This window comes from Micromonospora sp. NPDC051924 (genome assembly GCF_055586005.1).
In genome coordinates this window covers 93,853-106,751 of sequence record NZ_JBVJJA010000015.1, presented here as the reverse complement: position 1 = coordinate 106,751, position 12,899 = coordinate 93,853, and the positions used below count along the sequence as shown (strand labels likewise).

General features: G+C 74.2%; 13 protein-coding genes. 4 read left to right on the top strand and 9 right to left on the bottom strand.

The window, feature by feature from the left end; genetic code table 11:
* Window position 1: 1 nt before the first annotated feature.
* Together trpB and trpC are read right to left on the bottom strand one after the other, a co-directional pair.
* Window positions 2-1,237, bottom strand: a complete 1,236-nt coding sequence (gene trpB / locus ACZ6S5_RS14710) for a tryptophan synthase subunit beta (protein WP_466000636.1) — start codon at window positions 1,235-1,237, stop codon at window positions 2-4.
* A 40-nt stretch (window positions 1,238-1,277) separates the two neighbouring features.
* On the bottom strand, window positions 1,278-2,081 hold the full coding sequence (gene trpC, locus ACZ6S5_RS14705; RefSeq protein WP_466000678.1) for an indole-3-glycerol phosphate synthase TrpC: 804 nt from the start codon (window positions 2,079-2,081) through the stop codon (window positions 1,278-1,280).
* 443 nt (window positions 2,082-2,524) lie between these two features.
* On the opposite strand from trpC, the gene ACZ6S5_RS14700 reads away from it, so the two are divergent.
* Window positions 2,525-2,812 (top strand): hypothetical protein, encoded by a 288-nt coding sequence (locus ACZ6S5_RS14700; RefSeq protein WP_466000635.1) that lies wholly within the window; start codon window positions 2,525-2,527, stop codon window positions 2,810-2,812.
* Here ACZ6S5_RS14700 and ACZ6S5_RS14695 read toward each other — a convergent pair.
* The 5 genes from ACZ6S5_RS14695 to ACZ6S5_RS14675 form a co-directional block, all read right to left on the bottom strand.
* Window positions 2,805-3,416 carry a Trp biosynthesis-associated membrane protein gene (locus ACZ6S5_RS14695; protein WP_466000634.1) on the bottom strand — a complete coding sequence of 204 codons (612 nt, stop codon included), beginning with the start codon at window positions 3,414-3,416 and terminating at the stop codon, window positions 2,805-2,807. The two genes, ACZ6S5_RS14700 and ACZ6S5_RS14695, sit on opposite strands and share 8 nt — an antisense overlap.
* A complete protein-coding gene (locus ACZ6S5_RS14690; protein ID WP_466000633.1) occupies window positions 3,413-4,966 on the bottom strand; it encodes an anthranilate synthase component I in 1,554 nt (517 codons plus the stop codon). Before ACZ6S5_RS14690 ends, ACZ6S5_RS14695 begins: the two co-directional genes overlap by 4 nt.
* Window positions 4,963-5,397 (bottom strand): phosphoribosyl-AMP cyclohydrolase, encoded by a 435-nt coding sequence (gene hisI / locus ACZ6S5_RS14685; RefSeq protein WP_466000632.1) that lies wholly within the window; start codon window positions 5,395-5,397, stop codon window positions 4,963-4,965. The genes ACZ6S5_RS14690 and hisI overlap by 4 nt, the downstream gene beginning before the upstream one ends.
* A 145-nt stretch (window positions 5,398-5,542) precedes the next feature.
* Window positions 5,543-6,547 carry an aldo/keto reductase gene (locus ACZ6S5_RS14680; RefSeq protein ID WP_466000631.1) on the bottom strand — a complete coding sequence of 335 codons (1,005 nt, stop codon included), beginning with the start codon at window positions 6,545-6,547 and terminating at the stop codon, window positions 5,543-5,545.
* A complete protein-coding gene (locus ACZ6S5_RS14675) occupies window positions 6,544-6,933 on the bottom strand; it encodes a MerR family transcriptional regulator (RefSeq protein ID WP_466000630.1) in 390 nt (129 codons plus the stop codon). Before ACZ6S5_RS14675 ends, ACZ6S5_RS14680 begins: the two co-directional genes overlap by 4 nt.
* Before the next feature lie 108 nt (window positions 6,934-7,041).
* Between ACZ6S5_RS14675 and ACZ6S5_RS14670 the strand changes: the two genes are divergently transcribed.
* From ACZ6S5_RS14670 to ACZ6S5_RS14660, 3 genes are read left to right on the top strand one after another with little or no spacing between them, the layout of a single operon-like run.
* Window positions 7,042-7,767: an ABC transporter ATP-binding protein gene (locus tag ACZ6S5_RS14670; RefSeq protein ID WP_466000629.1), complete on the top strand. Its 726-nt coding sequence runs from the start codon at window positions 7,042-7,044 to the stop codon at window positions 7,765-7,767.
* On the top strand, window positions 7,764-8,519 hold the full coding sequence (locus ACZ6S5_RS14665) for an ABC transporter permease (protein ID WP_466000628.1): 756 nt from the start codon (window positions 7,764-7,766) through the stop codon (window positions 8,517-8,519). Before ACZ6S5_RS14670 ends, ACZ6S5_RS14665 begins: the two co-directional genes overlap by 4 nt.
* Window positions 8,519-9,118, top strand: a complete 600-nt coding sequence (locus ACZ6S5_RS14660; RefSeq protein ID WP_466000627.1) for a TetR/AcrR family transcriptional regulator — start codon at window positions 8,519-8,521, stop codon at window positions 9,116-9,118. The genes ACZ6S5_RS14665 and ACZ6S5_RS14660 overlap by 1 nt, the downstream gene beginning before the upstream one ends.
* A gap of 32 nt (window positions 9,119-9,150) precedes the next feature.
* On the opposite strand, the gene ACZ6S5_RS14655 is transcribed toward ACZ6S5_RS14660, so the two are convergent.
* Together ACZ6S5_RS14655 and ACZ6S5_RS14650 are read right to left on the bottom strand one after the other, a co-directional pair.
* Window positions 9,151-10,938, bottom strand: coding sequence for an ABC transporter ATP-binding protein (locus ACZ6S5_RS14655; protein ID WP_466000626.1), 1,788 nt, complete (start codon window positions 10,936-10,938; stop codon window positions 9,151-9,153).
* Window positions 10,935-12,809: an ABC transporter ATP-binding protein gene (locus tag ACZ6S5_RS14650; protein WP_466000625.1), complete on the bottom strand. Its 1,875-nt coding sequence runs from the start codon at window positions 12,807-12,809 to the stop codon at window positions 10,935-10,937. Before ACZ6S5_RS14650 ends, ACZ6S5_RS14655 begins: the two co-directional genes overlap by 4 nt.
* Between the last annotated feature and the right edge of the window lie 90 nt (window positions 12,810-12,899).

Here is a 12,899-nt window from a genome sequence, read left to right as displayed (position 1 = left end):
CTCACTGCTCCTTGTCGAGGATGCCGAAGTACCCGCCGGCGGTGTGCACGTCCTTGTCACCCCGACCGGAGAGGTTGACCACGATGACCGGCTCCCGGCCCAGCTCGGCGGCGAGCCGCGGGGCGATCTTGAGGACGCCGGCGAGGGCGTGCGAGCTCTCGATCGCCGGGATGATCCCCTCGGTGCGGCAGAGCAGCTCGAACGCGGCCATCGCCTCGTCGTCGTTCACCGGCAGGTACGTCGCCCGCCCGCTGTCGTGCAACCAGGCGTGCTCCGGCCCGACCCCGGGATAGTCGAGGCCGGCCGAGATCGAGTGCGACTCGATCGTCTGACCGTCCTCGTTCTGCAGCACGTACGTACGGGTGCCGTGCAGCACGCCCGAGGAGCCGCCGGTGATGCTGGCCGCGTGCCGGCCGGTCTCGACGCCCTCGCCGCCGGCCTCGAAGCCGTACAGCCGTACCCCGGCGTCCGGGACGAAGGCGTGAAAGATGCCGAGCGCGTTGGAGCCACCCCCCACGCAGGCCGCGACCGCGTCCGGCAGCGCGCCGGTCAGGTCGAGGCACTGCCCGCGGGCCTCCTCGCCGATGCCGCGCACGAAGTCCCGGACCATCTCCGGGAACGGGTGCGGGCCGGCGGCGGTGCCGATCAGGTAGTGGGTGGTGTCGACGTTGGCCACCCAGTCCCGCATCGCCTCGTTCATCGCGTCCTTGAGGGTCCGCGAGCCGGTGGTGACCGGGACGACGGTGGCGCCGAGCATCCGCATCCGGGCCACGTTGAGCGCCTGCCGCTCGGTGTCCACCTCGCCCATGTAGACCACGCACTCGAGGTCGAACAGGGCGGCGGCGGTGGCGGTGGCGACACCGTGCTGGCCGGCGCCGGTCTCGGCGATCACCCGCCGCTTGCCCATCCGCTTGGTGAGCAGCGCCTGGCCGAGCACGTTGCGCACCTTGTGCGCGCCGGTGTGGTTGAGGTCCTCCCGCTTCAGCAGGATCCGCGCCCCGGCCCGCGCGGAGAACCGCCGGGCCTCGTAGAGCAGCGAGGGGGTGCCGGCGTAGTCGCGCAGCAGGGCGTCGAACTCGGCGAGGAAGGCCTCGTCGGTCATCGCCTTGCGGTAGGCCGCGTCGAGCTCGTCCAGCGCCGCGACCAGCGCCTCGGGGACGAACCGGCCGCCGAACCGGCCGAAGTGACCGGCGGCGTCGGGGAGTTGGCCGGCGGGGGCCGCGGCGTCTGCGCTCATCGCGGGTGTCCTCTCGCTGCGTCTCGGGACCCGGCGCGGGTCAGCGCACCGGGCGGGGCGTGGCCGGGTGGTTGCCGGCGTTGACCAGCTCGGCGACCGCCTCGCGGGGGCTCTTCTTGGTGACCAGGCCCTCGCCGACCAGGACCGCGTCGGCGCCCGCCGAGGCGTACCGGATGAGGTCGTGCGGGCCGCGCACACCGGACTCGGCGATCTTGACGACGCTGCTCGGCAGGCCGGGCGCGATCCGCTCGAACACCGAGCGGTCGACCTCCAGGGTACGCAGGTCACGGGCGTTGACCCCGATCACCTGCGCGCCGGCCTCCAGGGCCCGGTCGGCCTCCTCCTCGGTGTGCACCTCGACCAGCGCGGTCATGCCGAGCGACTCGATCCGCTCCAGCAGCCCGACGAGGGCGTTCTGCTCCAGCGCGGCGACGATCAGCAGCACCAGGTCGGCGCCGTGGGCCCGCGCCTCGTGCACCTGGTAGCTGGAGACCACGAAGTCCTTCCGGAGCACCGGGATCCGCACCGCGGCCCGCACGGCGGCCAGGTCGTCCAGCGATCCGCCGAACCAGCGCCCCTCGGTGAGCACGCTGATCGCCCGGGCACCCCCGGCGGCGTACTCACCGGCCAGGTCGGCCGGGTCGGCGATCTCCGCCAGCCGCCCCTTGGATGGCGAGGAGCGCTTGACCTCGGCGATCACGGCCACGCCCGGCCGGCGCAGGGCCGCGTACGCGTCCATCGGCGGCGGCGCGGCCGCGGCCAACTCCCGGATCCGCTCCAGCGGAACCTGCTCCTGTCGCCGCGCCACGTCCTCGCGGACGCCGGCCAGGATCTCGTCGAGCACGCTTGCGGACGCCGCCGACCCGGCGTCGTCCCCCTCCGCGTGCGCATGCTCAGCAGTCACCAACGGACTCCCCTCTCCGGGTGTCATGGGCCGATGCTAGGTGGCGCCACCTGGCGACAAGTCCCGGGGGTATGGCGCTCCTCACGAAATGGGCTGTGGCATCATGACGGACCTCCGGTGAACGCGGTGTCACGCAGCGCCACGGTACCCATCGACAGCCGCCCATGCCCTATCTCAGCACGGCCGCCCCGGGCGCGCAGGACGCCGGTGTCCCTCGATGTGTGACCAAGCTCAAGGACGAACGGCCCTGCCCAGGTCGGGCCCGCTGCCGCACAGTTGACCCGTACGTCACGGCGGCGAAACGCGAGTCGGCCAGCATCTTCCTCGGGCAGACTCGACGAGGCGCCTGCCAACCGTCGCCAACGATCTCGTACGGGGTGACCATGAGCACCAACGGGCCGCACCAGACCATCGGACTGACCACCATCTCCCGTACCGTCGCGTCGCTCGCCGTCGGCGTGGTGCACACCCTCGAACGCGCCATGGCCGGAGACGGCCGGATGCCGACCGCCCGGGGCAACGCCTGGGAGGCGGTCTGCGCCGACCGGGCCCGCGCCGCGCAGCGCCGCGAGCTGGACCGCCTGGTGGCCGAGCTCGCCGCCGCCCGCGCCGCGGCCGGGACCGCGGTCCGGGAGCGCCGCGACACGCGGGCCGCGCAGCCGGTCAGCTGACCGTCGGGTCCTCACCCCGGTCGAGCGCCTCCCAGGCGTCCCGGGTGCCCCGCTCGACCGCCGGCCGGGCCGGACCGGCCGGCGTCGGGCGGGTCGCCCGCTCGTACCGGGCGCCCATCGCCGGCCAGCCGCCGCCGCGCTGCGCGGTGAACGCCCCGCCGGCCGCCGCGACCAGCCCGCCGACCAGCACCAGCGCTGGCCACTGCCGGCTCACCCCGGCCTCGGTCAGGCCGTAGCCGCCGCCGGCCGCCACGGCCAGGCCGGCCAGGGTCAGCAGGCCGCCGAGCAGCCGCCGGACCCGACCCCGGGTGGCCAGCACCGCGCCCCCGCCGGCCAGCCCGACCAGTGCCAGCGCGGAGACCCACGGGAGCAGGTCGGCACCGGTGCGGGAGTGCCGGGTCGGCGGCAGCGATCCCCGCGCGGTCAGCTCGACCGACCAGGTCCGGGTCACCGCCCAGAAGGCCAGGCCCGCGCCGGCCAGGCAGAGCAGCACCGCGTACGTCAGCTCGCGCCGGCCCCGCGCGGTGGGCGACCCGCCGGCGTCCGAGGTCCCGCCGGTCGCCTGCGGTGCCAGCCCGTCACGACCGCCCTGGTCCGCGCTCATCGGGCCGGCCTCAGGGTCTCGGCGGCCGCGATGGCGGCGAGCACGGCGGCGGCCTTGTTCCGGGTCTCCTGGTCCTCGGCGGCAGGATCGGAATCGGCCACCACCCCCGCCCCGGCCTGGACGTAGGCCCGGCCGTCGCGGATCAGCGCGGTCCGGATGGCGATCGCCATGTCCAGGTCACCGCCGAAGCCGAAGTAGCCGACGGTGCCGCCGTAGAGGCCGCGCCGGGCCGGCTCCAGCTCCTCGATGATCTCCATGGCCCGCACCTTGGGCGCCCCGGAGAGGGTGCCGGCGGGGAAGGTCGCGGCCAGCGCGTCGAAGGCGCTGCGGTCCTCGCGCAGCTCCCCGACCACCGTGGAGACGATGTGCATGACGTGGCTGTACCGCTCGATGGTGGCGAACTCCGGCACCTCGACCGTGCCCGGCCGGCAGACCCGGCCCAGGTCGTTGCGGCCCAGGTCGACCAGCATCACGTGCTCGGAGCGCTCCTTCGGGTCGGCGAGCAGCTCGGCGGCGAGCCGGGCGTCGGCCTCCGGGGAGCCGCCGCGCGGCCGGGTGCCGGCGATCGGGTGCAGCAGCGCCCGCCGCCGTCCGTCCGCGCCGGTGCTCACCTTGAGGTGCGCCTCGGGCGACGAGCCGACGATGTCGAACCCGTCGAACCGCAGCAGGTACATGTACGGGCTGGGGTTGGTGGTGCGCAGCACCCGGTAGACGTCGAGCGGGTCGGCGTGGGTGGCCCGCTCGAAGCGCTGGCTGAGCACGATCTGGAAGCACTCGCCGGCCCGGATCGCCTCCTTGGCCGCCTCCACCGCCTTCGGGTAGCCGCCGTCCGGCGTCCGGCTGACCACGTCGCCGACGGGGGGCCGGGCGACCGTCGAGATCATGGGCGGAATCGGTCGGGACAGGGCGGTGGTCATCGCGTCCAGCCGCCCCACCGCGTGGTGGTACGCCGCCGCGACGAGCGCGGCCCGGTCGGGCGCGTCGAGCGGAGGCAGGACCGCGTTGGCGACCAGGATCGCCGAGCCGTCGTAATGGTCGAGCACCACCAGGTCGGTGGCGAGCATCATGCCCAGCTCGGGCACGTCCAGCTCGTCCTCGGTCAGCTCGGGCAGCCGCTCGAAGCGGCGGACCAGGTCGTATCCCAGGTAGCCGACCATGCCTCCGGTGAGCGGTGGCATCCCGCTGGCCGGGTCCCAGGCCGGGCCGGCCAGCGCGGCGACGGTCTCCCGCAGCACCGCCACCGGGTCGCCGGAGGCCGGTACGCCGGCCGGCGGCGCGCCGGCCCAGACCGCCGTGCCGTCCCGCTCGGTGAGCGTGGCGGCGCTGCGGACGCCGATGAACGAGTAGCGGGACCAGGCCATCCCGGCCGAGCCGACGCCCTGCTCGGCGGATTCCAGCAGGAAGGTGCCGGGGCCGCCGGCGAGCTTGCGGTAGACGCCGACCGGGGTCTCCGCGTCGGCGAGCAGCCGGCGGGTGACCGGCACGACCCGCCAGCGGGCCGCCAGGTCGGCGAAGGTGCCCTGGTCCGGGCTGACCGTGCCGTCCGTCATGAGGTGGCCTCCGGGGAGCTGACCGGCAGCTCGGTGAAGAAGCAGGTGCGGTGCCCCGTGTGGCAGGCCGCGCCGACCTGGTCGACGCTGACCAGCAGCGCGTCGCCGTCGCAGTCGAGCGCGACCGAGCGGACGTGCTGGTGGTGGCCGGAGGTGGCGCCCTTGACCCAGTATTCCTGCCGGCTGCGCGACCAGTAGGTGGCCCGGCCGGTGGTCAGCGTGCGGTGCAGCGCCTCGTCGTTCATCCAGGCGACCATCAGCACCTCGCCCGAGTCGTGCTGGCGGACCACCGCGGCGACCAGACCGTCGGGGGTACGGCGCAGCCGGGCCGCGATCTCGGGGTCGAGGCGGGAGGAGCGGGCCGGGCCGGGGGCCGCGGCGCCGCCGGGGCTGGTGGAGGCGCCGGTCACCGGCGCGTCAGAGGCGGGCACGGTTGACCATTCTCCCGCACGCGGGACCGGCACCGCCGCCGCGTCCCGGGAGGCGGGCGCCGGACGGTCCAGGGCCCGGCCCAGTCGCCCCAGGTAGCGGTCCAGGCGGCCGTCCACCCTGACCGTTGCCGGACCCCATGTCCGTCTAGTGCCCGACGGTACGCATTCCTGCCTCGGTATACCTTTCCCCGGCCACCGCCCCGGCCGGCACCGCCTCGCGCAGCCGGCGCTGCTGCTCGGGGGCCAGCCGGACGTCGGCCGCCGCCAGGTTCTCCGCCAGGTAGCGGACCCGCTTCGTGCCGGGGATGGCCAGCACGTCCTCACCCTGGGCGAGCACCCAGGCCAGCGCCGCCTGGGCCGGGGTGCAGCCGATCTCCGCGGCCACCTCCCGGACCGCCTCGACCAGCTTGAGGTTGGCGTCGAAGTTGCCGTCGGCGAAGCGCGGCACGTTGCGCCGCCAGTCGTCGTCGGCGAGCTGCTCCCGGCTGGTGATCGCGCCGGTGAGCAACCCCCGCCCGATCGGCGAGTACGCCACCAGCGACACCCCCAGCTCCCGGCAGGTGGCCAGCATCTCGCCCTCGACGTCCCGGCTGAACAGGGAGTATTCCATCTGCACGGCCGAGATCGGGTGCACCGCGTGCGCCGCGCGCAGGGTCTCGGGGCTGACCTCGGAGAGCCCGAGCAGGCGTACCTTGCCGGCCTTGACCAGGTCGGCCAGGGCGCCGACGGTCTCCTCGATCGGCGTCTCCGGGTTGCGCCGGTGCAGGTAGTACAGGTCGATGGTCTCCACCCCGAGCCGGCCCAGCGAGGCGTCGCAGGCCTCGCGGGCCCAGGCCGCGCTGCTGTCCACGTACGCGCCCGGGGTGCCCGTGCCGCCGAAGCTGTCGCCCCGCGTGCGGTTGCCGAACTTGGTGGCGAGGAAGACCTCGTCCCGCCGGGCCCGCACCACGGGGGCGAGCAGCCGCTCGTTCGCGCCGAAGCCGTACATGTCGGCGGTGTCGAGATGGTTGACCCCGAGGTCGAGGGCCCGGTGCAGGGTCCGCGTCGACTCGGCGTCGTCGGCGCCGCCGTACGCGAAGCTCATGCCCATGCAGCCCAGGCCGATCGCCGAGACCTCCGGGCCGGTCGCGCCCACGCGTCGCTTGATCATTGAAGCTCCTCCTCCGCCCTGCGGTATGCGTCGATCTTGTGGTCGAGCACCTTGAGGTCCTCCTCCAGCTCGGCCATCCGGGCCAGCACCCGGGCGCGGTGCGCCTCGAAGAGCGCCCGCCGCGCGCCGAGCGTCCGGTCGCCCTGCCGGGCCAGTTCGGCGTAGCGGCGCATGTCCCGCACCGGCATGCCGGTGCGGCGCAGCCGGGTGAGCAGGAACAGCCAGTTGACGTCGGACTCGGTGTAGCGCCGGCGACCCGAGGAGTCCCGCCCGACCGGGGCGACCAGGCCCTCCTGCTCATACCAGCGCAGCGTGTAGGTGGTGAGGCCGACCCGTTCCGCCGCCTCACCGACGGTGAGGCTCATCTCCCGCGTGCTGATGTCCACGCCCCCAAGGCTTCCAGTTCGAGCGCACTCGAAGTCAACCCGTTGCGCGGCGGGCGGTAACTCAACTAGCGTTGAGTTCAACAGTTGATGAGTTTTCGGGAGGCGGGCATGGACGACGCGGTGTCGGTCCGTGACCTGGTGGTCGACCGGGGCCGGCAGCGGGTGCTCCAGGGCATCTCCTGCGCCGTGCCCCGCGGTACGGTCACCGGGCTGCTCGGGCCCAGCGGCAGCGGAAAGACCACGCTGATGCGGGCCGTCGTCGGGGTGCAGACGGTCTCCTCGGGCACGGTCACCGTGCTCGGCCGGCCGGCCGGCGCCACCGAGCTGCGTCACCGGGTGGGCTACCTCACCCAGGCGCCCAGCGTCTACGCCGACCTGACCGTGCGGGAGAACGCGCGCTACTTCGCGGTGCTCCAGGGGCGCGGCCGGGCCGACGCGGACCGCGCGGTGGCCGACGTCGGCCTGGCCAAGGCCGCCGACCAGCTGGTCGGCACCCTCTCCGGCGGGCAGCGCAGCCGGGCCTCGCTGGCCTGCGCCCTCGTCGGCGACCCCGAGCTGGTCATCCTCGACGAACCCACCGTCGGCCAGGACCCGGTGCTCCGCGCCGACCTGTGGGCCCGGTTCCACGCCATGGCCGACGCCGGCACCACGCTGCTGGTGTCCAGCCACGTGATGGACGAGGCGGCCCGCTGCGACCGGCTGCTGCTGATCCGGAACGGCCGGCTGATCGCCGACGACACCCCCGACGCGGTCCGCGCCACCACCGGCGTCGACGACCTGGAGGAGGCCTTCCTCCGGCTGATCAGGGCGAGCGAGCAGGAGGACCGGTCGTGAACCCCCGCATCCTGGCCGCCACCACCGGGCGGATCCTGCGCCAGCTCCGGCACGACAAGCGGACCGTGGCGCTGCTCGTCGTGGTCCCCACCGTGCTGCTCACCCTGGTCTACTTCATGTACGTCGACCAGCCCACCCCGCCGGGCCAGCCGACCGTCTTCGACCAGGTGGCCCTGATCATGCTGGGCTTCTTCCCGTTCATCATCATGTTCCTGGTGACCAGCATCGCCATGCTGCGCGAGCGCACCACCGGCACCCTGGAACGGCTGCTCACCACCCCGCTGGGCAAGCTCGACCTGCTCTTCGGCTACGGCATCGCCTTCGGCCTGGCCGGCATGCTCCAGTCCACCATCGCGTCGCTGGTGGCGTACCAGGTGTTCGGGCTGGACACCGCCGGCAGCCTCTGGCTGGTCGTCATGATCGCCGGGGTGAACGCGGTGCTGGCGGTGGCGCTCGGGCTGTTCTGCTCCGCGTTCGCCCGGACCGAGTTCCAGGCCGTGCAGTTCATGCCCGTGGTGGTGCTGCCGCAGCTGCTGCTCTGCGGGCTGTTCGTGCCGCGGGGCGAGATGGCCGGCTGGCTCCAGGCGATCAGCGACGTACTGCCCCTGTCGTACGCCGTCGAGGCGCTCCAGGAGGTCGGCGCGCACGCCGACCCGACCGGGACGATGTGGCGGGACGTGGCGATCGTCGCCGGGGCGGCGGTGGCGGCGCTGGTGCTCGCCGCCGCGACGCTGCGCCGGCGCAGCGGGTGATGGCGCGGCGCACCGGCCGGCGGCCCGGCAACCCGGACACGCGCGAGGCGATCCTCGACGCGGCGCGGACGACGTTCGCCGAGCGCGGCTTCGACGCCGCCTCGATCCGGGCGATCGCCACCGCCGCCGGGGTGGACCCGGCGCTGGTGCACCACTACTTCGGCACCAAGGAGGAGCTGTTCCGGGCCACCGTGGCGATCCCCGTCGACCCGGGCGAACTGGTGCCGCGGGTGCTGGCCGGGGGTCGGGACGAGGTCGGGGAGCGGCTGGTCCGCACCTTCCTGTCCGTGTGGGACTCCCCGGTCGGCACCGCCGCGGTGGCCCTGCTCCGCTCGGCGGTGAGCAACCAGTGGACCGCCCGCCTGCTGCGTGAGTTCCTGGTCACCCAGGTCCTGCGCCGGGTCGTCGACCAGCTCGACCTCGACCCGGCCGAGGTGCCGCTGCGGGGCGCGCTGGTGGCCACCCAGATCGCCGGCCTGGCCATGATGCGGTACGTGATCCGCCTCGAGCCGGTCGCCTCCGCGCCCCCGGACACCCTGGCCGCCACGATCGGCCCCACCCTCCAGCGCTACCTCACCGGCCCGCTGGACCTGGGCTGAGGCAGCGGCAGGCGGGCGGCCCGTGGGAGGCGCTAGCGGGTCTGCTCCAGCCAGGAGGCGTAGAGCAGGGCGTAGACCGAGTCCGGATCCCGGAGCAGCTCGTCGTGCGGGCCACGCTGCACGATCCGGCCCCGGTCCACCACGATCACCTCGTCGGCCGCCTGGGCGGTGGAGAGCCGGTGGGCGATGGCGAGGGTGGTCCGGCCGCGGGTCACCGCGTCCAGGGTGCGCTGGAGGCGTACCTCGGTGGCCGGGTCGACGGCGCTGGTCGCCTCGTCGAGCACCAGCAGGTCCGGGTCGGCGACGTACGCCCGGGCCAGCGCCACGAGCTGCCGCTCGCCGACGCTGAGCGCCTCGCCGCGCTCCCCGACCGGGGTGTCCAGCCCGGCCGGCAGCCCGTCCAGCCAGTCGGCCAGGCCCAGCTCGGTGAAGGCGGCGGTGAGCTGCGCGTCGGTCAGCTCCGGCCGGGCGAAGCGCACGTTCTCCCCCACGGTGGTGTCGAAGAGGAAGCCGTCCTGCGGCACCATCACCACCCGCGAGCGCAGCGAGTCGAACCGCACCTGGCGCAGGGACACCCCGGAGAGCAGCACCTCGCCCTCGGTCGGGTCCATCAGCCGGGTGAGCAGCTTGGCGAAGGTGGTCTTGCCGCTGCCGGTCTCGCCGACCACCGCCACCCGGCTCTTCGCCGGGATCTCCAGGGTCACCCCGTGCAGCACCGGCGGCCCGCCCGGGTAGGCGAAGGTCACCCCGGCGAACCGGATGTCCAGCGGGCCGGGCGGCAGCTCCCGCCCCTGCTCCCCCGGGTCGGCCACGTCCGGCGCGACGTCCAGCACGTCCAGCACCCGGCGCCAGCCGGCGATCGCGTTCTGCGCCTCGTTCAGCACCTCGGTGGCGATCTGCACCGGCTGGATGAAGAGCGTCACCAGGAACAGGAACGCGGTGAGCTGGCCGATGGAGAGGGTGCGGTCCACGCCGAGGTTGACCCCGACCACCACCACGCCGGCCAGGGCCAGGCCGGCGGCCAGCTCCCCCACCGAACTGCCGATGATGCTGATCCGGATGGCCTTCTGCTGGGCCTGCCGCTGCCCCTCGATCGCCGCGTCCAGCCGCCGGGCGGTCCGCCCGGCGATCCCGTACGCCCGGATCACCGGCGCGCCCACCACGCTCTCACCGATGGTGCCGAGCAGGGTGCCCATCCGCTGCCGGACCAGTCCGTACGCGCCAGCGAGGCGGCGCTGCAGCAGCCGGATGACCAGCACCGCCGGGGCGAACGCGGCGAGCACCACCAGGGTGAGCTGCCAGGAGTACGCGAGCATCACCGCGGTGGTGACCACCAGCTGGCCGAGGTTGACGATGAGGATCACGCCGCCCCACTGGAGGAACTGGGTGATCTGGTCGACGTCGCTGGTGACCCGGGAGACCAGCGAGCCGCGCCGCTCGGACTGCTGGTGCAGCATCGACAGGTCGTGCACGTGCCGGAACGCCCGGGTGCGCACCCCGGCGAGAGCGGTCTCGCTGACCGTGAAGAGCCGGCGCATCATCAGGTAGCCGCAGGTGGTGGTGACCACCAGCACGGCGGCGGTGACCACCACGGTCAGCGAGACCACGTCCAGGTCGAGGCCGCCGACGATGCCGTGGTCGATGCCGCGCTGCACGGCCACCGGCACGGCGACCCGGCCGATCATGTAGACCAGCGCCAGCGCCAGCGTGCCGGCCAGCCCGGTCTTGAGCTCCGGGGAGAGCGCCAGCCCGCGCCGCAGCGTCCGCCAGGTCGACTCGGTCGCCTCGGCCGGCCGGGCGGCCTCCACAGTCGTGCTCACCGGTCAACCTCGACTTCCAGGCCGGAGGTCAGCGGGGTGACCTCGTCGTACGTGTGGTTCTGCTCGCGTTCCTGCTCGGCCTGCTCGTACGCGGTGACCAGGTCGGCGTAGCCGGACACGGTGGCGAGCAGCTCGGCGTGGGTGCCGCGGGCGACCACCTGCCCGTGCTCGACGTAGATCACCTCGTCGGCGAGCGCGATGGTGGCCCGCCGGTACGCGACCACCAGGATCGACGCGGGCGCGCCGCCATCGGCCGGGGCGCGCAGCCCGGCCAGGATGGCGGCCTCGACGCGTGGGTCGACGGCGCTGGTGGCGTCGTCGAGCACCAGCAGCCGGGGCCGGCCGGCGAGCGCCCGGGCCAGGGTGAGCCGCTGCCGCTGCCCGCCGGAGAGCGAGGTGCCCCGCTCGCCGACCATGGTGTCCAGCCCGTCGGGGAGGGCGGCGACGAAGCCGTCCGCCTCGGCCAGCCGCAGCGCCGCCCACACCTCCTCGTCGCCGATGCCGGGACGGTCCAGGCTGATGTTGGCCCGGACGGTGTCGTCGAAGACGAACGGCACCTGGGCGACCAGCGCCACGGTCGAGGCGAGCGAGGCGGCGGTCAGCTCCCGGACGTCGACGCCGTCCAGGGTGACCGTGCCGGCCCGCGGGTCGACGAGGCGTACGGCCAGGGAGGTGATGGTGGACTTGCCGGCCCCGGTCGGCCCGACCAGGGCGACCGTCTTCCCGGCCGGCACCGTGAAGGTCACCTCGCCGAGCACCTCGGTGCCGGGCAGGTGCGCCTCGGCCGGCTCGTAGCCGAAGTGGACGTCGTGGAAGGCGAGGGTGGCCGGCATCGGTGTGGCCGGCTCGAGGGTCGTCTCCCCGTACGGCATCTCCCCGGTGGCGTCGAGGACCCGGCGCACCCGGTCCCAGCCGGCGACGCTGCGCGGCAGCTCGGCCAGCACCCAGCCGATCGCCCGGACCGGGAAGGCCAGCACGGTGAAGAGGAAGGCGACGCTGACCAGCTCGGTCACGTCGATCGCGCCCTGGCGCAGCCGGACCGCGCCGACCACCAGCACGGCCAGGGTGCCCAGACTGGGCAGGGTCTCCAGCATGGGGTCGAAGACGCCGCGCAGCTTGCCGACGGCGATCAGCGCGTCGCGCAGCTCGCCGGCGCGGGCGGCGAAGCGCACGGTCTCCTGCGCCTCGCGGCCCATCGTCTTGACCACCAGCGCGCCGTCGAAGCTCTCGTGGGCGATGCCGCTGACCTCGGCCCGCAGCCGCTGGGCGCGGGCCTGGCGGGGGGCCATCCGCCGGGAGTAGACCACGTTGAGCGCGAAGAGCGCCGGGAAGACCGCCAGGCCGACCAGGGCGAGCGCCCAGTCGGTGAGGAAGAGCGAGACCACCGCGCCGACCAGCATCACCAGGGTGCCGACCGCGAACGGCAGCGGGGCGATCGGGTACCAGGCGGCCTCCACGTCCGAGTTGGCGTTGGAGAGCAGGGTGCCGGTGGCGTTGCGGTGGTGCCAGGCCAACGGCAGGTCGAGGTAGCGGCGGGTGACCCGGCGGCGGTAGGCGGCCTGGAGCCGGTACTGCATGTAGCCGGCGCCGAGCCGGCGGCCGAAGATGCCGATGACCCGCAGCACGCTGATCCCGAACAGCGCGGCGGCGGCGAGCGCGAGCGCGCCGGCGGCCACCGAGCCACGGGCGACGGCGGGAACCACCACCTTGCCGACCACCCCGCCGACGACGTACGCGCTGGCGATGACCATGAGGCCGAACAGCACGCTGCCGGCCACCGCGACCGCGAAGATCCTCGGCTGTTCCCGGATGGCCCGGCCGAGCACCCGCAGTCCCCTGCCGAGGACGTCCCGACTTGTCCCGCTCGCCAACGCACTCCCCCGCCGTAAGCCACAATTTCCTCCCTCATCCTTACCGCTCGACGCCAGCTCTGCCGACCCGGCCCGGATATGTCCACCGTC